Origin of the sequence: Nostoc sp., from assembly GCF_036917315.1 — a bacterium.
Classification (GTDB): domain Bacteria; phylum Cyanobacteriota; class Cyanobacteriia; order Cyanobacteriales; family Nostocaceae; genus Nostoc.
Genome location: NZ_JBALDR010000038.1, coordinates 1 through 22,944 on the forward strand (window position 1 = coordinate 1; position 22,944 = coordinate 22,944).

The 22,944-nt window shown below is 41.4% G+C and carries 19 protein-coding genes; 12 read left to right on the plus strand and 7 right to left on the minus strand.

Features of this window, described 5'->3' with window-relative positions:
* Positions 1-4,133, plus strand: a 4,133-nt coding sequence (locus tag V7K84_RS16975) for a beta strand repeat-containing protein (protein WP_334839709.1), incomplete at its 5' end; no start/stop codon positions are given.
* 94 nt (positions 4,134-4,227) lie between these two features.
* On the opposite strand, the gene V7K84_RS16980 is transcribed toward V7K84_RS16975, so the two are convergent.
* Positions 4,228-4,662, minus strand: a complete 435-nt coding sequence (locus V7K84_RS16980; RefSeq protein ID WP_322680011.1) for a hypothetical protein — start codon at positions 4,660-4,662, stop codon at positions 4,228-4,230.
* Between the two features lie 159 nt (positions 4,663-4,821).
* Positions 4,822-7,806: a valine--tRNA ligase gene (locus V7K84_RS16985; protein ID WP_334839713.1), complete on the minus strand. Its 2,985-nt coding sequence runs from the start codon at positions 7,804-7,806 to the stop codon at positions 4,822-4,824.
* A gap of 57 nt (positions 7,807-7,863) precedes the next feature.
* Between V7K84_RS16985 and V7K84_RS16990 the strand changes: the two genes are divergently transcribed.
* From V7K84_RS16990 to V7K84_RS17000, 3 genes are read left to right on the plus strand one after another with little or no spacing between them, the layout of a single operon-like run.
* Positions 7,864-8,286: a GxxExxY protein gene (locus V7K84_RS16990; protein WP_229458083.1), complete on the plus strand. Its 423-nt coding sequence runs from the start codon at positions 7,864-7,866 to the stop codon at positions 8,284-8,286.
* A 47-nt stretch (positions 8,287-8,333) separates the two neighbouring features.
* Positions 8,334-9,599, plus strand: a complete 1,266-nt coding sequence (locus V7K84_RS16995) for an AmpG family muropeptide MFS transporter (protein ID WP_334839715.1) — start codon at positions 8,334-8,336, stop codon at positions 9,597-9,599.
* A 14-nt stretch (positions 9,600-9,613) separates the two neighbouring features.
* Positions 9,614-10,573 carry an N-acetylglucosamine kinase gene (locus V7K84_RS17000; protein ID WP_334839717.1) on the plus strand — a complete coding sequence of 320 codons (960 nt, stop codon included), beginning with the start codon at positions 9,614-9,616 and terminating at the stop codon, positions 10,571-10,573.
* Positions 10,574-10,599: 26 nt separating this feature from the next.
* Here V7K84_RS17000 and V7K84_RS17005 read toward each other — a convergent pair whose 3' ends face one another.
* Entirely contained in the window at positions 10,600-11,340 is a 741-nt protein-coding gene (locus tag V7K84_RS17005) for a dienelactone hydrolase family protein (protein WP_334839719.1), read from the minus strand.
* Between the two features lie 238 nt (positions 11,341-11,578).
* On the opposite strand from V7K84_RS17005, the gene V7K84_RS17010 reads away from it, so the two are divergent.
* From V7K84_RS17010 to V7K84_RS17025, 4 genes are read left to right on the plus strand one after another with little or no spacing between them, the layout of a single operon-like run.
* Positions 11,579-13,687 carry a GNAT family N-acetyltransferase gene (locus V7K84_RS17010; RefSeq protein WP_334839721.1) on the plus strand — a complete coding sequence of 703 codons (2,109 nt, stop codon included), beginning with the start codon at positions 11,579-11,581 and terminating at the stop codon, positions 13,685-13,687.
* A 10-nt stretch (positions 13,688-13,697) separates the two neighbouring features.
* A complete protein-coding gene (locus tag V7K84_RS17015; protein ID WP_334839722.1) occupies positions 13,698-14,174 on the plus strand; it encodes an ASCH domain-containing protein in 477 nt (158 codons plus the stop codon).
* 53 nt (positions 14,175-14,227) lie between these two features.
* A complete protein-coding gene (locus V7K84_RS17020) occupies positions 14,228-15,805 on the plus strand; it encodes an McrB family protein (protein ID WP_334839723.1) in 1,578 nt (525 codons plus the stop codon).
* A complete protein-coding gene (locus V7K84_RS17025) occupies positions 15,796-17,013 on the plus strand; it encodes an McrC family protein (protein ID WP_334839725.1) in 1,218 nt (405 codons plus the stop codon). Before V7K84_RS17020 ends, V7K84_RS17025 begins: the two co-directional genes overlap by 10 nt.
* A gap of 182 nt (positions 17,014-17,195) precedes the next feature.
* Here the strand turns inward: V7K84_RS17025 and V7K84_RS17030 are convergent, their stop codons facing one another.
* On the minus strand, positions 17,196-18,467 hold the full coding sequence (locus V7K84_RS17030) for an FGGY-family carbohydrate kinase (RefSeq protein WP_334839726.1): 1,272 nt from the start codon (positions 18,465-18,467) through the stop codon (positions 17,196-17,198).
* Positions 18,468-18,667: 200 nt separating this feature from the next.
* Here V7K84_RS17030 and psaM point away from each other — a divergent pair, with 200 nt between their 5' ends.
* Both psaM and V7K84_RS17040 read left to right on the plus strand, forming a co-directional pair.
* Positions 18,668-18,757: a photosystem I reaction center subunit XII gene (gene psaM / locus V7K84_RS17035; protein WP_040630342.1), complete on the plus strand. Its 90-nt coding sequence runs from the start codon at positions 18,668-18,670 to the stop codon at positions 18,755-18,757.
* A gap of 303 nt (positions 18,758-19,060) precedes the next feature.
* Positions 19,061-19,471, plus strand: a complete 411-nt coding sequence (locus V7K84_RS17040; protein ID WP_099102317.1) for a hypothetical protein — start codon at positions 19,061-19,063, stop codon at positions 19,469-19,471.
* Positions 19,472-19,697: 226 nt separating this feature from the next.
* On the opposite strand, the gene V7K84_RS17045 is transcribed toward V7K84_RS17040, so the two are convergent.
* Positions 19,698-20,417, minus strand: a complete 720-nt coding sequence (locus tag V7K84_RS17045) for a tetratricopeptide repeat protein (protein ID WP_334839727.1) — start codon at positions 20,415-20,417, stop codon at positions 19,698-19,700.
* 445 nt (positions 20,418-20,862) lie between these two features.
* Between V7K84_RS17045 and V7K84_RS17050 the strand changes: the two genes are divergently transcribed.
* Both V7K84_RS17050 and V7K84_RS17055 read left to right on the plus strand, forming a co-directional pair.
* Positions 20,863-21,327 carry a hypothetical protein gene (locus V7K84_RS17050; protein WP_334839728.1) on the plus strand — a complete coding sequence of 155 codons (465 nt, stop codon included), beginning with the start codon at positions 20,863-20,865 and terminating at the stop codon, positions 21,325-21,327.
* Between the two features lie 6 nt (positions 21,328-21,333).
* Complete coding sequence (locus V7K84_RS17055; RefSeq protein ID WP_334839730.1) at positions 21,334-21,891, plus strand: glutathione S-transferase family protein; 558 nt, start codon at positions 21,334-21,336, stop codon at positions 21,889-21,891.
* A gap of 49 nt (positions 21,892-21,940) precedes the next feature.
* On the opposite strand, the gene V7K84_RS17060 is transcribed toward V7K84_RS17055, so the two are convergent.
* Positions 21,941-22,432 carry a YajQ family cyclic di-GMP-binding protein gene (locus V7K84_RS17060; protein ID WP_012411046.1) on the minus strand — a complete coding sequence of 164 codons (492 nt, stop codon included), beginning with the start codon at positions 22,430-22,432 and terminating at the stop codon, positions 21,941-21,943.
* A 107-nt stretch (positions 22,433-22,539) separates the two neighbouring features.
* Positions 22,540-22,938, minus strand: coding sequence for an MAPEG family protein (locus tag V7K84_RS17065; RefSeq protein WP_334839732.1), 399 nt, complete (start codon positions 22,936-22,938; stop codon positions 22,540-22,542).
* Between the last annotated feature and the right edge of the window lie 6 nt (positions 22,939-22,944).

Below are 22,944 nucleotides of genomic sequence, written 5' to 3' on the forward strand. Positions count from 1 at the left end.
AGGACGGGGATGGTTATGGGATATATGCCCAACGCTACAACAGTGCTGGGGTGGCTCAAGGGGGAGAATTTAAGGTCAATACCTACACCAGCAGCTATCAAAATAACCCTACAGTAGCGATGGATGCAGCAGGGGACTTTGTTATTTCCTGGCAAAGCTACGGTCAGGACGGGTCTGATAATGGGATATATGCCCAGCGCTACAACAGTGCTGGGGTGGCTGTTGGGGGCGAATTCAAAGTCAATACCTACACCACCAACGGTCAATCTAACCCTACAGTAGCGATAGATACAGATGGAGACTTTATCATTTCCTGGACTAGCAATAGTCAGGACGGGTCTGGCTATGGCATATATGCCCAACGCTACAACAGTTCTGGCGTAGCTATTGGAGGTGAATTTCTGGTCAATACCTACACCACCAACGGTCAATCTAACCCTACAGTAGCGATAGATGCCACTGGGGACTTTATCATTTCCTGGACTAGCAATGGTCAGGACGGGTCTGATAATGGAATATATGCCCAACTAAACAGCAACAGTGGAGCTCCCCCGACTATCACCCCTAGTTCAGCCTCTGCCCTGACATACACTGAAAACGCCACTACAGCTATCGACTCAGGCATCACCGTCAACGACACAGACTCCCCCAACCTGGCTAGTGCCACCGTCAAGATTACCAGTGGTTTTGTCTCTGCTCAAGACACCCTCGCCTTCACTAACCAAAATGGGATTGCGGGCAGCTACAACAGCACCACAGGTGTTTTAACCTTAACTGGCAGTTCCACTGTTGCTAACTATCAAGCAGCACTACGTTTTATTACTTATACCAACAACAGTGATAACCCCACTCTTACACCTCGTACCATCAGCTTTATAGTTAATGATGGGGCTGCTAATAGTATTGCCGTTACCCGCAATATTAATATTACGGCAGTGAATGATGCTCCTGTTTCTACTGCCACCAACTCTGCCCTGGCATACACCGAGAACGCCACTACAATAATTAACTCAGATATTACCGTCAGCGACTTAGACTCCTCCAATCTAGCTAGTGCCACTGTCAGCATTACCAGTGGTTTTGTCTCTGGTGAAGACATCCTCGCCTTCACTAACCAAAATGGGATTGCGGGCAGCTACAACAGCACCACAGGTGTTTTAACCTTAACTGGCAGTTCCACTGTTGCTAACTATCAAGCAGCACTACGTTTTATTACTTATACCAACAACAGTGATAACCCCACTCTTACACCTCGTACCATCAGCTTTATAGTTAATGATGGGGCTGCTAATAGTATTGCCGTTACCCGCAATATTAATATTACGGCAGTAAATAATGCACCTGTTGCTACTGCCACCAACTCTGCCCTAGCATACACCGAGAACGCCACTACAGTCATTGACTCAGATATCACTGTCAACGATACAGACTCCCCCAATCTGGCTAGTGCCACCGTCAGGATTACCAGTGGTTTTGTCTCTGCTCAAGACACCCTCGCCTTCATTAATCAAAATGGGATTACAGGCAGCTACAACAGCACCACAGGTGTTTTAACCTTAACTGGCAGTTCCACCGTTGCTAACTATCAAGCAGCACTACGTTCTATTACTTATACCAACAACAGTGATAACCCCAGTCTTACACCTCGTACCATCAGCTTTATAGTTAATGATGGCGCTGCTAATAGTATTGCCGTTACCCGCAATATTAATATTACGGCGGTGAATGATGCGCCTGTTGCTGTTAACGATAGCATCACTACAAACAAAAACACACCTATCATCATTAACGCTACGACTTTGTTGAGCAATGATACAGATGCGGACAATGACGTATTGAGCATTACTGACTTTACCCAACCTAGCCAAGGAAGCTTAGTTAACAACCCTGATGGTACTTACACTTATACCCCTGCCGAAAACTATTATGGCTCTGACGGCTTTACCTATACTATAAGTGATGGTCACGGAGGTAGTAGCACTGCTACCGTCAACTTAACCATTAATCAATTCAATCTGATTAATGGTACTTCAGGTGTAGACAACCTGAATGGTATGGCGATCATGGATATCATCTCAGGATTTCTGGGCAATGACACGCTCAACGGACTAGGTGATAACGATACGCTTGATGGTGGTGATGGAAATGATTTCTTAGATGGTGGTACAGGTAACGATAGCCTTATTGGTGGTAAAGGCAATGACACTTATATTGTGGACACCATCGGCGACATTATTGTTGAATCCGCTAGTGCAGGCACAGATTTAGTCAAGTCTTCGGTGAGTTGGGTGTTGGGAAATAATCTGGAAAACTTGACTCTGACTGGAACCAACGCAATCAATGGTACTGGTAACAGCCTTAATAACATTCTGACGGGAAATACTGGCGCCAACACCTTGAGTGGAGAAGTTGGCAATGATACCTTGTTCGGTGGTGCAGGTGATGACAGCTTGTCAGGCGGTGCAGGCAATGACATTTTAGATGGAGGGTTGGGAGCTGATAGTCTTAATGGTGGAATCGGTAATGACACTTACATCGTAGATAATGTCAACGATATTATTGTCGAAGGTTTAAATGCAGGTACGGATTTAGTCAAGTCTTCGATGAGTTGGGTATTGGGAAATAATCTGGAAAACTTGACTCTGACTGGAACCGACGCAATCAATGGTACTGGTAACAGCCTTAATAACATCCTGATTGGAAATACTGGCGCTAATAACTTGAGCGGAGGAGATGGTAACGATAGCCTCTTTGGTAGCTCAGGTAATGACACCTTGCTGGGCGGTGCAGGCAATGACACCTTGGATGGAGGTTTAGGAGCTGATAGTTTCAATGGTGGAGCAGGTAATGACATTTACACCGTAGACAATGTTAGCGATATTATTGTCGAAGGCTTAGAGCCAGGCATAGATTTAGTTAAGTCTTCGGTGAGTTTTGTGTTGACAGATAACGTGGAAAACTTGACGTTGACTGGAACAGGAGCAATCGATGGTACTGGTAACAGCCTTAATAACATCCTGATTGGAAATACTGGTGCTAATAAGTTGAGCGGAGGAGATGGTAACGATAGCCTCTTTGGTAGTTCAGGTAATGACAGCTTGTTAGGCGGTGCAGGCGATGACACCTTAGATGGAGGTGCAGGGATTGATACTCTCAATGGTGGAGCCGGCAATGACATCTACACCTTAGACAATGTTAGCGATATTATTATTGCCGAAGGCTTAAATGGAGGCACAGATTTAGTCAAGTCTGCTGTGAATTGGGTATTAGGAGAGAACTTTGAGAACTTGACCCTGACTGGAAGCGCGACAATTGGTACTGGTAACAGCCTTGATAACATCCTGGTCGGAAATGCTGCTGCGAACACCTTGACCGGAGGAGATGGTAAAGATAGCCTTTTTGGTAGCTCAGGCAATGACACCTTGTTGGGTGGTATAGGCGATGACACCTTGGATGGAGGTACAGGAATTGATAGTCTCAATGGTGGAGTCGGCAATGACACTTATACCGTAGACAATGTTAGCGATATTATTGTTGAAGGCTTAAATGCAGGCACAGATTTAGTTAACTCTTCGGTAAATTGGGTCTTGGGAGATAACCTAGAGAATTTGACCCTGATTGGAACTGGAGCAATCACTGCTACTGGTAACGGCCTTAATAACATCCTGATTGGAAATACTGGTGCTAATACGTTATCAGGAGGAGATGGTAATGATAACCTCTTTGGTAGTTCAGGTAATGACAGCTTATTAGGCGGTGTAGGAAACGATAGCCTCTTTGGTGGAATTGGTAAAGATACGCTGACTGGTGGAGCTGGACAAGATAGCTTATATCTGACAGATACTCGCACTGGAGGCTATGATACGATAACTGATTTTACTGTTGGAGATGATACTATCTTCATTTCTAAGACGGAATTCGGGCTGACCCAATCTCAGGATATGATACTCGATCCGGGCTTGTTCCGAATTGGTACGATCGCTACAGCTGCAAGCGATCGCTTCATCTACAATCAAACTACAGGTAACTTGTTCTTTGATAAAGATGGATTGGGCGGTACAGCACAAGTTCAGATAGCCCAGTTCTCCAATCAGGTACTGCTTGGTAGTGCAAATATTACTGTGATTGCCTAATTTTGCTAAGACAATTAACTTAGCATAAACTTACGTAGGGACGCGAAATTTCGTGTCCCTACGTGCTTGTGGGTTATAGGGAATACAATTAATTTTAACTTTCCTCTTGGGGATAGCCGTTTTTCTCGCGTTTGAGGCTTTCTTCTAAGGCTTGAATTTGTTCGCGACGAGCTTCCAATTCTAAGGAACGCCGCGCTAAGTCTTGATTTTGCAATGTCAGGGATTGTCGCCAATGTTCTGCTCGCTCGGCTTCGTGCTGCAAAAATTCTGGGGTAATGCCGATGGTGAGGTAGTTTTGTACCAGATGGAGTACCCAGTTGGTAGCGTCTTCTAGTCTTTCAATGTCGCCTGTAGGGGAAAGTTCTACTAAAACAAGCAAGTTTTCACTCATAATCTTTCCCTTTCCTAACAGAATGAAAGCCTCTTCTGGAATTATCGCCCACAAGTTATCAGCTTCTTGACGCGCCAACAAGCGTAACTGGTGCTGGTCTAAAAAATCGTTTTTACGCACCTGGGCTAAATATAGCATGAGGGTCGCTTCGCTCCAATTAAAAATTAAAAATTAAAAAAATTTAATAAAATAATAAGTCCCAGAATTAAGATTTGGATCTTGTTAATTGGTAATGGGTAATTGGGAATTAATAATCCGATTACCCATTACAGTTATCCTAAGCCACGCAGGCGATGACTAGGACAATCCCTTCAGACGCTCGTGCAAAATTTCTGCTTGCTTCTGTGCTTCTGCTAAGGCATCACGCGCTCCCTGTACCACGTCAGCCCTAGCTCTATCTACGAAACTAGGATTGTTTAATCTGGTACTCAGGGATTGAACTTCGGCTTCAGCTTTACTCAAGCTTTTTTCTAGCTTGGCCCGTACAGCTTCAATATCTACCACACCGCTTAGAGGAATTAGCACTTGTATTGTACCAATTACACCTGCGATCGCATTTTCTGGTTCTTGTGGTTGTTCTAATTCTCTCTGGGGGAAAAATCGGCTCCATAAACTTTGTCTTGCTTGGGCGGTGAGTAAATTTTGGCTAACAAACCACGCTGTGTAACCAAAACCAACTAGTTCAAAGAAAGTTCCAACGATGGGAATGTCATCAATGGCATTTCCCGCAGCTAAACCCACTCTACCAAAGACAATGGCCGCAAGAATTAAGCCAATTGTCTTCAAACCCCTCTGAGGTTTTTTAGCAGCAATAGTTTGGTTTTCTTGCTTGTCAGTAATGGTTAAAGTCTCAACTTTTGCCAAATCTTTAATATAAGACTGTCCCGCAGTAACGATTTCCCGCTCTTTCTCACTTTCAGTTTGTAAATTCGCTGTCACTTTTACCCCAGGCTTAATATCCGCCTCAGCTCGCAAATTCCGGATTGTGCGGATAGTAGCAATCAGTAATTCAAACTGTTCTTCTAAAGCTGAATCAATTAGGTTTGCATCTACCTGAGGATATACTTGCAATGGTAAAGTTTGTGGTGAATCTGGTGGTTGTTGGGTGAGAGTTTGCCAAATTTCCTCGGTAATATGAGGCATCAACGGATGAAGCAGTTTTAAAATTCCTTCCAATATGTAGCCGAGAGTTTGCTGTGCTACCCGCCGCGATACTGGATCAGCATCTGCTTGCAATCTGGATTTCACCAGTTCAATATATTGGTCGCAGAAATCACCCCAGATGAATTCGTAGAGTCCTTTTGCTGCTTCCCCTAAACCGTAATTATCGATGTAATTAGTGGTTTGTTTGATAACTTGATGATACCGCGAGATGATCCAGCGATCGCTCAATTCGGTAGCAACTGGATTCCCCAATTGTTGCGGTGTCTGCTCATCCAAATTCATCATCACAAACCGGGCAGCATTCCACAACTTGTTGGCAAAGTTGCGGGATGCCTCAACCGATGCCGATTCATCCTTTTTGCGATCGTATTCTAAGCGGATATCTTGACCAGCGCCAGCCACTTCTCTAATTAAGGTATACCGCAGGGCATCAGTACCATATTTGTCAATTAATAATAATGGGTCAATGCCATTACCTTTGGTCTTTGACATCTTCTGACCTTTTTCATCCAGCACTAAGCCGTGGATGTAAACTGTTTGGAAAGGCATTTGCTGCGTAAAATGCCCAGCCATCATGGTCATTCTGGCTACCCAGAAAAAGATGATGTCAAAGCCTGTCACCAAAGTAGTAGTCGGGTAGTAAGTTGCTAAATCCTGAGTTTGTTCCGGCCAGCCCAAAGTCGAAAACGGCCACAGTCCAGAAGAAAACCAAGTATCTAGCACATCTGGGTCTTGCTCTAACTTGACATTATCGCCAAATTGTGATTTAGCTTTCTCCCAAGCTTCGGTTTCCGATTTTGCCACCACAAAGGGCGTATTATCAGTAATTTGTCCACCCGTTTCACTGACCGCGTACCAAGCCGGAATTTGGTGTCCCCACCATAATTGGCGAGAGATACACCAATCTTTGAGTTTTACTAGCCAATCACGATAAACCTTAGTCCAACGTTGGGGGACAAACTCTGGAGAAGTTTGCTGGTCGAGGAATTCGAGAGTGTTGTCAGCTAGGGGGCGAATTTTGACGAACCACTGAGTTGAGAGGAGAGGTTCAATAGGTACTTTACCGCGATCGCTGTAGGGAACGGTATGTTTATAATCTTCTATCTTCACCAAAAAGCCATCTGCTTCTAGGCGAGAAACCACATTTTTTCTAGCAACAAAGCGGTCTTGTCCTTGAAACTCCCCAGCATTAGCGTTGAGAGTGCCGTCTTTGTTCATAATGTTGATGAACGGCAGATTGTGACGCTTACCCATTTCAAAATCGTTCGAGTCATGGGCGGGAGTTACCTTTACGCAACCCGTACCGAAAGTGGGGTCAACAAATTCATCGCCAATAATGGGAATTTCTCGTTGTAGAATGGGCAGAGTTAGAGTTTTGCCGATGAGATGTTTGTAGCGATCGTCATTGGGATTAACTGCTACAGCCGTATCACCCAGCATAGTTTCTGGTCGAGTTGTCGCCACCTCTACAAAACCGGAACCATCGGTAAGGGGATAGCGGAAGTGCCAGAGATTTCCATTCACCTCTTGATTTTCTACTTCCACGTCAGACACAGCCGACCCAGAAGCGGGACACCAGTTAACTAAATATTCACCACGATAAATTAAGCCTTCCTCGTAGAGGCGAGTAAATGCCTCGACAACAGCTTTAGATAAACCCTCATCGAGGGTAAACCTTTCCCGTGACCAGTCCACCGAGACACCTAAGCGTCGTAGCTGATTCAGAATTGTTCCTTCAGATTCCGCTTTCCATTGCCAAGCGCGTTCTAGGAATTTCTCGCGCCCCAATTCGTAGCGAGTCTTACCCTCTGTTTTGAGTTGCTTTTCCAGCATAGTATGCACAGCAATGCTGGCGTGGTCAGTTCCGGGTAGCCATAGGGTATTGCGTCCCTGCATCCGGTGGTAGCGCACGAGGGTATCAATTAAGGCACTTTCAAAGGCGTGACCCATGTGTAAGCTGCCGGTGACATTCGGGGGGGGAATGACGATGCAGTAGGGTTCGCCGCCTTGGTTGGGGTCAGCTTTGTAAACTTGGTTGTCTTCCCAGAATTTTTGCCATTTGGCTTCGGTGGAAAAGGGGTCGTAGAGACTGGGGAGATTGGGAATGGTTGCGGTCATGCGGGAAAACTAAGGAAGGACTTTAATAAATTTTGCCATAGGGTTGGAGAGGGATTGATGGAAACGAACCGCCAAGACGCCAAGGACGCCAAGAGAAGAGAGCCAAGTGAGGAGGTGGATAGATTAGTTTACGCTGTGATTGGGGCGGCGATTGAGGTGCATAGGGTCTTGGGGCCTGGGTTTTTGGAGGAGGTGTATAAGGAGGCGCTAATTATAGAATTTTTCAGGTGCGGGATACCTCATGTGGTTGAGAAGGGGGTAATAGTGAATTACAAAGGACATGAAGTAGGGAAGGGGAGATTAGATTTTCTAGTTGCCAATTGTCTAATTGTGGAATTAAAAGCTGTTCAAAATTTAGCCCCAATCCACGAAGCTCAAGTCCTCTCATACCTTAAAATGACTAATTACCCCTTAGCCCTTCTCATCAACTTTAACGTCCCCCTCCTCAAAGACGGCATCAAACGCATCATCCTCTCTTAATCTTCCCTTGGCGCACTTGGCGTCTTGGCGGTTCGTCTCCCAAATCCATGAAACACCAAACAACCTCCCCTTGGACATTCATCCCCACCCTATATTTCACCTCCGGCATACCTTACATCATCATCAACACAGTTTCCGTAATCTTTTACAAAAAACTCGGAATCGATAACACTCAAATCACCCTGTGGACAAGCTTCCTTTATCTACCTTGGGTCATCAAAATGTTTTGGGCCCCAATTGTCGATACTTACTCTACCAAACGCAAATGGATAATTTACACCCAATTTGCCATGTTCTGCTGCTTAGGTTTGATAGCTTTTTCCTTACAACTCCCAAATTTCTTTTTCATCTCCCTCGCAACATTAACAATAGGAGCCTTTATTTCTGCAACTTATGACATTGCCACAGATGGCTTCTACCTCCTCGCCTTATCTCCAGAACAACAAGCCTTCTTTGTCGGTATTCGTTCACTTTCTTATAGACTTGCTGTTATCTTCGGTTCAGGAATATTAGTAGTCTTAGCAGGTCATCTTGAAGTATCTCTCAATAATATTCCTTTAAGCTGGACTATAGCTATTGGCTTCTCAGCTTTAATTTTAGCAATCTTGTTTATTTCTCATAGCCTATTTTTACCCTTACCTGAATCAGATAACAAACAACAGCTACAGGCTACAGAAAAGATCCCCTTTTGGTCAATCATTAGTTCATATTTTGCTCAAGATAAAATCATAAACATTTTAGCATTTATCTTGCTCTACAGACTTGGCGAAGCAATGCTTGTCAAGATAGCTTCTTTATTTTTATTGGACAAACCAGAAGTAGGCGGTTTAGGGCTATCAACGTCAGATGTCGGATTAGTATACGGTACATTTGGGGTAATATCCTTAATCTGTGGAGGAATTTTAGGAGGCTTGCTAATTTCTAAATATGGATTAAAAAAATGTCTCTTCCCTATGGCTTTAGCTTTGAACTTGCCTGATATATTTTATGTGTATATGGCTTACACGAAACCTTCACTAACATTAGTTTATCCCTTGGTTTCCTTGGAGCAATTTGGCTATGGTTTTGGATTTACAGCTTTTAGCGTTTATTTAATGTATATTTGCCAAGGTGAATATAAAACTTCTCATTTTGCCATATCTACTGGCATTATGGCTTTAGGAATGATGTTACCCGGATTAGTTAGCGGTTATCTGCAAAAATTACTTGGCTATCCATTATTTTTTGTCTTGGTTTGTTTGCTGACCATTCCTGGGATGATTGCTCTATTTTTTATTCCTTTAAAAGAACAACCGAAGCATCAAAATAATTAAGATTATTGCAATCCATGAGTTATGTTTTAGGAATAGATGGCGGCGGGAGCAAGACTATATGTGTCTTGATGGATGATTTGCGTCAAGTGTTAAGTCGTGGTGAAGCAGGCCCATCTAATTATCAGAGTATAGATATCGAAGCAACTTTACAATCAATTCAATCAGCAATTCACAATGCGGTTGAGGCAGCAATAATTACAAATAGCGTGAACATTGACGCGATATGTCTGGGTTTAGCGGGTGTAGGTCGTGCAGCAGATATCGAAGTAGTAAAAGGTTTAATTCAAAAGTTGCAAAATAATAAATATCTGCCTATTACTTGGGCATTACAACCAGCGAATATTGTAATTTTTAACGATGCTTTAATTGCTTTAGTTGGTGGAATTGGTCAGCCTGTAGGAATTGTGGTTGCAGTAGGTACTGGTTCGATAGTTTTCGGACGAAATCATGAAGGACATACTAAGCGAGTCGGCGGCTGGGGGTATATTTTAGGAGATGAAAGTAGCGCTTATAAAATTGCGATCGCAGGCATGAACGCAGCATTAAAATCTTATGATGGACGGGAAATATCAACGAGTTTGATAGAGGGTTTCAAACAGCATCTTGATTTGGAAAGTATAGAAGATTTAATAGAAGTAGTATATCGCCGAGAATTGGGAGTAAAACAGATAGCTGCTTTAGCACCAGTTGTAGATTTTGCAGCAGCGTCAGGTGATATAGTAGCGAATCTCATAATTGACGATGCTGTAAAAGAGTTAGTAAAAGCTACATCTACAGTAATGGATGCAATTTTTAGTGCTGACTCAGTTTTAGAAGTAGTCACAACGGGAAGTGTATGGCGTGGTAGATGCAAGATCCATGAAAGATTTACAGCATCTCTTGTTAAGAAATTTCCTAATGTAAAGGTGATATTTCCGAGGTATGAACCTGCTTACGGTGCTGGGTTATTAGCGTTGCAGACAACTCAAAATTGACGCGAAGAAAGCAATAATAGGAGTTTTCAGTCTGCAAATATGCGTCCCAAGAAAGTTACTATTTCAGACCAAGCTGCGGTGGTAGCACTAGAATCATAACGATAACCGTCGTCGCGCATGAATGTATGTTCTGCTTCATACAAGAAAACTTGGTGAGGGATGTTAGCATCCTCAATTGCTTTTATTATGGTTTGGCGATCGCTATCTGGTATATGAGGATCAAGAGTACCAAACACCATTAGCATCTCACCTTTGATTTCACTTACCCTCTGGATTGTATCGGCTACCTCTTTACCCAATTTACCACTGGGAATACCAGTCGGGTAACAGCAGACACAAGCCCGAATTTCGCTTTGAAATGCTGCGCGGAAAGCTAAATGTCCACCAATACAAAAGCCGAGAGTGCCTATTTTACTTGGAGAAACCGCACTCTCTGTTTTCAGAAATTCAATCACAGCAAGGCAATCGGCATCATATTCAGCTACGGAGGTTCGACGCGCATCGTCATTTCCCCGCATCCTTCCCAGATCGTCTGGCTCAATTACTAAACCAACTGGCTCAATTCGGTGAAAAATTTCTGGGGCTGCTACTACATAGCCGTATCCTGCTAAGTAGTTAGCTAGACGAATCATTGCATCACCTAACTGATAAATATCACTGTAGAAGACAATACCAGGGTATTTTCCTGCTGCTTTGGGAGCCGCAACATAAACACGCATTAAGCTGCCATCTACTCTTAATTCAACATTGCGCTTAGTGATTTGCACTTTTTTGTCTCCGTGTTACGCTTGCTGTCATTAGCTTCTACACTGTAGCGCCGCAGCATCCGGTTACTTTCAACCCACAATTTGGTCTTATTTTCGCATTACTGCGATCGTTTAATATGCCCAGTGAAAGTTTGTTGCGATCGCAGGCTATATTTGAATTCCTAAATATGATACGTGTTAAAGCGCTCCCATTTTAATAGCAGCAAGTGAATGTTCTAGTTAAAAAGGTATAAAATCAGTGACAAAAGACAGTCAGATAAAAATTGAAGAGATTGACGATAAATCACCGTATTTACCAGCCGTTATAGAACTATGGGGTCTCAATAGGACAACCCTTGGCTTTTTCCCTAAAGGTGCTTTTGCAGACCGTGCAAAGGATCGCCAGATACTTGTAGCTCTTGATCCTCAAGCAGGGTGCATTGGCTATTTGTTATATCGACATTCGTATGATCGGATCACAATCGTTCATCTTTGCGTTGATGGGGAGTATCAAAACAAGAAAGTGGCAAGGTTACTTGTCAATCACCTCAAACAAATAACTCAAGAAAAATATACAGGTATTGGCTTAAATTGCCGTCGTGATTATAACTTAGCAGGTATGTGGTCAAAATTAGGTTTCGTTCCTCAATATGAAAAAGAAGGAAAGAGTAAAGATAAGAAATTGCTAACTTTTTGGTGGTTTGATCACGGCCATCAAAACCTATTTTCTAATACTCATATTCATAAACTGGAGTCAAAGCTATGCGTTGTTATCGATGCCAATATCTTTTTTAATTTATATAGAGATGAAGATAGCAGTAATGAAGAATCTAGATTGCTATTGGCTGATTGGTTAGAGCCAGAGTTAGAATTATGCATTACCGATGAAATATTTAACTATATAAGTCTTGTTAATGATGATAAGGAAAGAGAATCACAAAGACAACTAGCAAAAAGTTTTGTCAGCTTGCCCTGTCTAAGTAAAAGTTTAGATGAAATATGCCAAAATCTCCAAAAAGTTATATATCCAAAAAATATAATTTTTTCTGAACTTGATCTACGTCATTTAGCCAGAGCTATAGCCTCAGAGTCTCATGTATTCATAAGCAATAAAAAAGAACTGTTAGATATTGCAGATAAAATTTATGATAAATTTAGGCTCTCTATTCTTACCCTTAATGAACTACTTATTCAATTAGATGAGCTTCGCAATAAGCCTGATTATCAGCCTGTACGTTTGGCTGGTACTCTCCTAAAGCAAGTACCAGTTAAAAGGGGACAAGAAGATTTCTTGACCAATTATTTTACTTGTATAAATCAAGGTGAAACAAAAACTGGATTCCAACAGCAGTTACGTCGGTTTCTCGCTGAAGTAGACAAGTTTGTTTGTTATATAGTTATCGAAGGAGAAAATCAACCACTTGCTTTATTTGTATATGGTAAGCATAAAAAAAATGAGCTAGAAGTTCCACTTCTCCGAGTTGGTAATAATCACTTATCAGCTACACTGGCACGGCACTTGATTTTTCAATCAGTATTATATTCTGCTAATGAACATCGGCAATTTACTAGAATTACTGATTTAAGTTTAGACGAAACTGTTATTACAGCTATTCAGGAAGATAATTTTATCCGAGTTCATAACGGATGGCTAAAGATAAATTTAGCAGTTGCTGAAACTGCATCTCAGTTATCAATACGCCTCGCTACTTTAGCCTCTAATTTAGGGCAAGAATATAATTTTTGCATTCAAATTGCTGATAGTCTCAATACAAACAACTTAACTACAGACGTTCAAGTATCAGCAAATATTGAACGATTCCTTTTTCCAGGAAAGATTATTGATGCCGAAATACCCAATTTTATTATTCCCATTAAACCCAGATGGGCACAAGATTTATTTGATTCCAATTTGGCTAGGCAAACTCTATTTGGATCAAAAATAGAACTTGCTTTTAACCGTGAAGCTGTCTACTATCGATCAGTTAGGAACTCAAGAGGATTAAAAGCTCCATGTCGAATTATTTGGTATGTTAGCCAGGGTGATTATAATTCTTACTGTGGAATAAGCTCTGTTCGAGCCTGCTCCTTTCTAGATGAGATTATCATCGATCAACCTAAAAATCTTTATCAACGTTTTCAACGTCTAGGAGTTTATAAGTTGACTGATATCATGAATGTCAGTCAAGATAAAGATGGTAATATTATGGCAATTCGATTCAGCAATACTGAATTATTTAAATATCCTATAAATTTAAAGCAAGTTCAAAAAATTATTAATAAAAAAGAATCATTCCAATCAGCTTGTAAAATTACCAACGATTTTTTTAAAAAGTTATATAATTTAGGATATACCAATAAAATATAGATAAAGTTTCATGCCTAGCAACATACTTTTATTGTCAATAAAACCTAAATACGCAGAAAAAATATTTTCTGGAAAGAAACAAGTAGAACTCCGTCGTGTTCGCTCTCGATTAAATATGGATGACTTGGTTCTAGTCTATGTCTCATCTCCCAAAAAAGCTTTAGTAGGTTCATTTGAAGTAAAGTATATTACTCAAATAGAAATTAAAAAATTTCCGAAAGACTTAAATGAGTTTTGGAATCAGGTCAAGAATATAGCGGGAATTAGTTCTAAAGAATTTCAAAGTTATTATGATGGTGCTTCAGTAATAGTTGGTATTTTTGTAAAAAATATAAAAACTTTACCAGATCCTATTGAGTTAACACAACTAAGAGAGCAAATACCAGAATTTCGCCCTCCGCAAAGTTATCGTTACTTAAAGGAAAGTGAGTTCAAGATGTTTGAGTCTATGATGCAAGGTATAACAATAAATTCTTCGTGTAAATAAAGTTTGATTATAAATAAATTATTTATCAAATCATCTAAAGTTAATTAATGATCATGCTAGCTGACAATAAATCTGAATTTGTGAGTTTATTTCAGGAATTCATAATCTCATATCCCTACACACCATCTGGAATAAGTCATACAAACTCATATACTCAGCAGCGTCAGCAGAGATGTCGTAATTTTGAAGCGATCGCAGTAGCAGTAGACTCTGGAGAAAACGTAACAGAATCATTGTTGCTACCTCTATTGCTACCTTACGATAACAATATCAAAAATGCTCAATGGGGAGCTTGGATTCATCTTGGTTCGGCTGTGACGAAAGATATAAAAGAATTGTTTGAGGGAGCAAAGTGGGCAAAGCCCGAAGATTGGCGGCAAATTTATCTTGCGATTTGGAATTTTGTTCGTTGCTGCAATGATCATCCAGAGCAATTATCAGCAGCTTGTAAAGAATTTTCACAGATGCCCTATTCTAAGGATTTCCAAACGGAAATACTCACGCCTGTCCTTAACAGCCTTCGACCAAATGAATTCCTTTTGCTCAACAATGAATTGTTGCGAGTAATCAACTATTTTGCCAATACAGACTATAAACCAAGGCTGACAGATTATCCAGCAGCTAACAGTACAGGACACAAACTGATTAAAGAATTTGCTAAAGTGATGCGCCAACCAGGTGTGCCAGCTTTGCGAGATGATGACCTGTTTGATATGTTTTCTCACTGGCTGGTAACGCTGAAGAAATATGACTTCAGCAATTACAACCTCAAAAATACCACTTACTGGAGGAAAGAAATTAAGTTTCCAGAATATACTCTGTCTCAACTTACTGAAGAAATAGGTCTTAACAAAACAATAGTAGAAAGCTGGATACGCACGATTAATCGTAAAGGTCAAGCAATTTTATATGGTTCACCTGGAACAGGAAAAACTTATCTTGCTGAAAAACTTGCCAAATATTTAATTGCAGACGGTGAAGGATTTTCAGAACTGGTTCAATTTCATCCAGCATACTCTTATGAAGACTTTATTCAAGGTATCCGTCCTCAAAGTCAAGATGGAAAATTGAGCTATCCAATGTTTCCAGGACGCTTTTTAGAATTTTGCAAAAAAGCAGAGTCTTATCAAGATACTTGTGTTTTGGTCATTGATGAAATAAACCGCGCTAATCTTGCACAAGTTTTTGGTGAATTAATGTACTTGCTTGAGTACCGAGATAAAGAAATTCCGCTAGCTGGCGGTAATAGGTTTCGTATTCCAGAAAATGTCCGCATTATTGGGACAATGAATACAGCAGATAGGTCTATTGCAAATATAGACCATGCGCTACGCCGTCGCTTTGCATTTATCGAACTTCGCCCAAATTATGATGTCCTGCGACGTTATCACCTAAAAACAGGTTTTGCAGTAGAGGGAATAATTAATATTTTAGAGCAATTAAATCAGGCGATCGCAGATAAAAATTACGAAATTGGTATTTCATTCTTTTTAACAGACAACCTACGGGAAGATATAGAAGATATATGGCGCATGGAAATTGAACCATATTTAGAAGAATACTTTTTTAACCAGCTAGAAAAAGTAGATCAGTTTCGCTGGGATAAAATAAAAAATCAACTATGGATATAAACCCAGCACAACCACGAATTATTAAACTTACAGAATACGAAAATAAATTATTTCCGCTTGATAAAATACCTTATTCAGCCGGAGTCGAGTTATATGAGAAATACAAAACACAAGTAGATATAGAATTTCCTACCTATACAACGAGACAACATTGGAAACTCAAAGCTAAAGGATGGGTAGGTTACATTCCTGTAACTCCTGAATTGCATCTAAAAATAAATCCGAAAGTGCCTATCCAAAACCTCTTCGGAATGCTGGAATATGCCTACAATTTAAAAGGGTTTCGCTTTCTCGAAGGGCTGATGGATTGTGAATCTCTAGAAAATTTTTATAATAATCTGGCTCATATCTTAGCTGATAAAGTTTTAGAGCGATGCCGCAAAGGATTATATCGTACTTACTTGCCTAAAACACAGCAGCTTTCTTATGTGCGGGGAAGGCTAGATGTGCAACAGATAATTCAAAAGCCGTGGAATGTTAAACTTAAATGCAATTACGAAGAACATACAGCTGATATTAAAGAAAATCAAATACTCGCATGGACACTTTATATCATTGGTCGTAGCAGTTTATGTTCAGAAAGAGTATCACCAACAGTACGAAAAGCTTATCACGCTCTACAAGGATTAGTAACGCTGCAACCTTGTAGTGCAGAAGATTGTATTGCCAGACAGTACAATCGCCTCAATCCAGACTATCAATTATTACATAATTTATGTCGATTCTTTTTAGAAAATAGTAGTCCCACTCATGAAAGGGGAAATTACAAAATCCTACCCTTTCTCGTTGATATGGCACATTTATATGAACTTTTTGTTGCAGAATGGCTTAAGAAAAACACGCCGCAAGGCTATTTTTTCAAACAGCAACATCCAATAGAAATTAGTCAAAATCGGTACTTCAGCATAGATATATTACTGTGTGATGCTCATACTGGCAAAACAATAGCAGTTTTGGATACAAAGTATAAAGCCCCAGAACTGGCAGGATATACAGATATTCATCAAATGATCAGCTACGCCAACACAACAAAATGCAACCAAGCCTTTTTGATATACCCCCAAGACTTGACACAGCCACTAGATATTAAAAGTGACGAAATCCGAGTCCGCAGCCTCACCTTTTCCCTAGATGATAATCTTGATCGCGCAGGTGAAACCTTCTTAAAAAACTTTTTTCTCCTAATCCCTCAGAACTCACACCAATAATTAGTAAAGGGGACAGATGACATTCGCTTGTGGCGAAGCACCCATCCCCGAATAGCTGCCCAGATCGTGAACCTGGAATCTATAGTCCGGTATCTAATAATCACAGTATCGGCCGAGATATGTAGATTGTCACTGGGATAGATACTGATTTAGGAAATACCTACGAAAAGATTGTTACACAATTACTCTTGTTCACCCTTAATTCCGCCTCCCATCGCCAACAGCGCCGTTCCGTAAGCTGCTTCTGTGTACACTGACGCGACTACAGGAACCTGCAAATAACGCGCCCTAATCTCAGTCCAAGTATCATTCGCCGCGCCACCGCCAGCAGTATAAACACGGCTCAATTTGTCTGCGCCCATTTGCTGTAATAATTCATACCCTCGCGCTTCTATACGGGCAATGCTTTCTAACAACCCATGCAAAAATTCCACTGGATTATCTGGGCGTGGTGACAAACGTGGCGATAAATTGGGATCGTTAATCGGAAAGCGATCGCCTACCTTCAACAATGGATAATAATCTAACTCGCTGGTTTTTGATGCATCAATCTCCCGACTAAGGCTTTCTAACTCAGCGTTTGTGAAAAATTGCTTTAGTACTGCACCTCCAGTATTAGAAGCACCACCAGTCAGCCACAAATCCCCCAACCGATGGCTGTAAATTCCATATCTGGCATCTTCTTGCCGGGTACGACTTAACAACTTTAGTACCAACGTTGAACCAAGGGAAGTCACGGCTTCACCAGGTAATTTTGCCCCACTAGCGAGAAAAGCGGCAATACTATCAGTTGTACCAGCACATACCAGACAATCACGCCGGAAACCAAACTTGTCCGCAATTTCAGGACGCAATTCGGCAATGGGAGTACCAGGGGTTAAAACTTTGGGTAGCTGAATCGGTATTTGCAGCAATTCTAACCATTCTGGGTATTTCAACTCTTCCACGTCATAACCCAGCTTTAAAGCATTATGGTAATCGCTAATACCCAACTGTCCATGTAAGAGAAACGCCAGCCAATCTGCTTGATGCAGGAAATATTTAGCTTCACTAAAAGAGGGTAATTGCCTCATCCATAAAAGTTTGGCTAGGCTGGAGGTGGCACTCAACACGGTATGATTGGGTGGTGCGATACTCCTCAAATGCTCTAGCACCAATGATCCCCGCGCATCGTTGTACAGCAATGGTGCATCAGTTGGATTGCCAACAGCATCCACTAGCAAGATAGTAGAAGAAGTACCATTAATTGCGATCGCTTTAATTTCTCGCCGTAATTGGTCAGGTATTTGTTCCACCAACGCAAACAATGCCTCCTGCCAAATTTTTGGCGTAACGGCATTTGATGAGTCATGGAAGGGATATCGCACCTCTGCCTGAATACAAGAGGCTTCCTCGTCAATCACCACACCGCGTCCGCCAGATGTGCCGAAGTCGATACCCAGATATAAATTCATAATTTTTATAAATTTTTTTAATGGAGAATAAATAAGGACTACTGATTAATAACTGCTTTTGTTGCATCTTGTAACAAGATATTCCACAATCTTGGCAAAACAAGGAAAAGTAGTAAACGAACTGTTCAAAATCTATTCAGGTTAGGAGGTTTTCAGCCATGCCTATCTTAGATACTCTGTACATCGCTCAGATATCTTCCATCTCAGATACTCAAGTCTACATCGCTCTAGTTGTAGCCTTGATCCCAGGAGTTCTAGCTTGGCGATTAGCCACAGAACTTTACAAATAACGCTCCGATGTGACACAGTTGAAAAGCTAATAATCCTGGCAGTACGGGGTGCAATTTCCAGATTTTATGGCTTTATGCCATAAGTACCTAGAAACCTTGCACTTACGTAAGCCAGGTTATTTTTTAACTAATGCGACACTTGTAGCTATTTCAAAAAAATGAAGTAATATGACAGCTAAATCAAGCATTCAGGAGTGCTGATATCTGAGTACTGAGTGCTAAGTGCTGAGTACTAAGTTGGAAATCTCACTCAGCACTCTTGATAGTACTTCCCTTCACTAAGCGAGGTTATTTTTTAGCATCATGAACGCGATTCAACCATCTAGACCACCGTCACAACCTATACAAAAACGCCGTGTCACTCCTCGACCAAAGCGGCATCTTCGTCAACGTTCTTACCAGGTGATGGCACTGGAAAGCACAGCCAAAATAGCGGTCAATCTTGTGATTACAGCCGTTGCAGCATCTGCCTTGACACAACTCTTGCCTTATCATTGGTTACAGCAAGAAAAATTGCGAGAAATGAGTACTGAAGTCAAGCTGATGGAAGGACACGTCAATGGTTTACAGGCGGAATTTAGCCGTAACTTCGATCCCCAAGAAGCTAAAATTATTAGACAACGACAAGGATACCGATTCGATCCCAGCCAGCGTCAGATCGTGTTGATGAATCAAGATCGCCGAGAAGATGAGCAAACAGACTCGTCACCCTAAGACAAATGGCGAATTTGGGATTATTTAAGGTTTATTGTGATTCAGGCTACGTATAAACCGGGTGTTAATTTATATTATTGCTAATAAGTAATGGTTAATAGCTAATTTTTGAATACCTATGTAGTTATCATCTATTAGTCATTAGCGATACAGCGTCACTAAACTCTAGTTCAAAATTAATCAATTATTTTGAATTTTGAATCTCCCAGAAGAACTAATCTACCAATTAGGACGCTGATTGAGATAGTAAGTCGTCTAGCCAATTTTCGAGTTGTAAACGCAAGCGACAACCAGTAATATCCTTATCGTTGTCGAGAGAGGGTAGTTGAGTAAGGGCGCGACGATAATCAGCGATCGCACAATTCCAGTCGCCCCAAAGATGGTAAGTTCTGCCGCGTTCAGCCCAGATATGACCTTCTAGTTGACCGAAAAGCAGTGCTAGCTCAAAATTCTCAATTGCCTCCTCGTATTGCCCTAAATCACGCCAAGTAATGCCTCGGTTAATCCACGCCCGAACATGGTGAGGTTTCAAATCAATCGCTCGATCGTAGTCGGCAATTGCTACTGCTAATTCTCCACAAGCCGCGTAGTAATTTGCGCGGTTATTATAAGCACTAGCCAAATAAGGATTAAATTTAAGGGCAGTATTATAGTCGGAAAGCGCTTTTTCCCTTTCACCACTTTGGAAATAAATTAGCCCCCGGTTGTTGTAATCAACGGCATTGTCGGGATGGCGGAAAATTAGTTGGGTTAAAAGTGCGATCGCTTCGGTATAATCTCCTTGTTGAGCCAACCTCAAAGCACAAGAGCGCAAGTCGCTATCCCCAAAAATATATTCGCTGCGATCGCCTTTCCTCCGCTCTGGAAGTTTGCTTGTAGTATTTAGAACATACTTGTATCGGTTACTTTGCTGGTCATCGTCAGCTAAAAATGAGTGAATATTCATCTTTCCCTGCTTGAAATCCCTGCTTTTTTAAATAAAAGTCTAGTTTTTTAACGCTGGTGGTTCTACCACTATCTCTATTTTCAAGGTACTTATGGTTACTTGAAAGCCATCTTAAGACTGAGATTCAAACTACTCACACCAGTAGAAATCTACCCCTTAAATAAACAATTGCTTCTCAAACCTATTCATAGATACTCGATCCCAAAGATGAATTCCCGAAATAGCAGACGTTAATCTCAAAGACTAGTCAAGTAGTGAGAGCAGCAAATTGGTAGAATGCCAACAAGCCATTCGTTAAAGAGGGGATGAGGAAGCAAGGGAGCAGGGGAGCAGAGGAGCAGGGGAGAATAACTCTTAACTCAGCACTTAGCACTCAGCACTGTTTTGCCCAATGCCCAATGCCCCATTCCCTAAATTCAATTTTTAAATTTTGAGAAATTTCCCGATGACAACTGCAATTTCCTATCCCAATGCCCCTGATTTGGCAACCGATGATTACATTGCGATCGGCTTGGCAACCTGCTTCGTCAAAGAAGATGGAGAAGTTTATCAAATCGAAGTTATAGAACCGATTCCCTCTGCTGCTTTGGAAGCGCTTTTAAAGGGCATTCCTACCTCCTATAAGCTGGCTCATGCTACAACTTTGGGATCTGTGCTGGATGGCGATTCACCACTGCTACCAGAAGGTTTTCCAGAGTCGGCTCAGTTTGGAGAAGAATTTGTACCACGGGCATTTGCAGCAGCTCGTACCTACAAGCGTCGTGAATCTGCAAAATCTCTGATTCCATTAGGTACAAACTACACTGAATTTAAGTATTCCATTGAGCGGAAACGGGTTTTAAATGCCGCCAGAGTTGTCACCAAAGAAGACAACGTTAAACAGCATTCTCACACTCATAAAGTTCTTTAAGTAATTATGCTAAAACTTTACGGTGGCGCTCGTAGTCGAGCGTCAATTGTCCACTGGTATTTAGAGGAATTAGGAATTCCCTACGAATTCGTCAAGCTTGATATGCAGGCGGGTGAACACCTCCAGACTGCATATTTAGCAATCAACCCATTTGGTAAAGTTCCAGCAATTGTTGATGAGGATTTTCAGCTTTGGGAATCTGGGGCAATTTTGCTGTATCTTGCCGATAAGTATAGTAAAACTCCACTTTCACCAAAGGAAAATGCTGTATTTTCTCAATGGGTGTTGTTTGCCAATGCTACCCTTGGCCCAGGGATTTTTGGAGAAGAGAATCGAGAACGGGAAATGCCCCGCTTGTTGACTCCCTTAAATGAAATTTTCAGTAAGCAACCTTTTTTACTTGGCAATGAGTTCACTGTTGCTGATGTGGCAGTGGGGTCTATTCTGAATTATATTCCCATGATACTGAAGCTAGACCTCAGCCCCTATCCAGCGGTGTTGAACTATATGAAGCAGTTATCTGAGCGTCCGGCATTTCTAAGAAGTATTGGCGGACGGACTTAAAATAATTCGTAATTCGTAATTGAATTTTTAACTACGAATTACGAATCTTTTAACGATAATTTGTAAATTGCAAAGCAACTGGGTAGTCTTCTTGTTTCAATCGCTGCATGACAACTTGCAAGTCATCTTTAGATTTGGCAGAAACCCGCACAGCATCCCCTTGAATTGAAGCTTGTACCTTTTTGAATTCGTCCCGAATCAATTTGGAAATTTGTTTGGCGATTTCCTGACTAATGCCTTTTTTGAGTTTGATTTCTTGACGCACGCGATTACCACTGGCTGATTCAACCTTGCCAAAATCAAAGATTTTTTGGGAGAGGTTACGCTTGGCAGCTTTTTCTCGCAGAATGGTGTGTACAGAATCTAAGGTAAACTCGCTGTCAGTACTAACGTTAATGCTTTCTTCAACTAACTCCACAGTAGTTTCAGTGTCTTTGAGGTCGTAACGACCTTTGATGTCTCGTATAACTTGATCGACAGCGTTAACCAACTCTTGTCGGTCAAAGTCGCTCACAATGTCAAAAGAAAAAGTAGAAGCCATAAAATATTTTGGATTTTAGATTTTGGACTTCGACTTCGCTCAGTCGAACGATTTTGGATTGAGTATTGGGAAAACTCTTTCCCCAGTCCCCAGTTTCCATGCCCCAATTAACTAGTAGCTTGGATGATGCTCAAGAAAAAGAGAGTGGCACAGCTAAAGATGCCAATGGCAAACATGAGCGATCGCAAAAGGGGTATATTCAAAATATAAAAAATCGAGTATAGGAAACGGGCCACCACAAAGGCGATCGCAGCTACTTGGGCTGTAAAAGAATTTACACCAGTTACATAAGCCATCAATGCGGCTGCGGCAAATATCATAAAGGCTTCAAAGGTGTTCTGATGTGCCCAAGTAGCCCGTTGGGCATAAGGTGGCAATTTATCAAACAGGGCGCGAGGAGTAGAAAGCATTTCAGGCCCAATACGCGCACGGGCATAAGCTACTAGCAAAAATGGCACATAAATGAGACAGGCAGCAGCAGCGATCGAGTACAAAAAAATTATCATTACTTA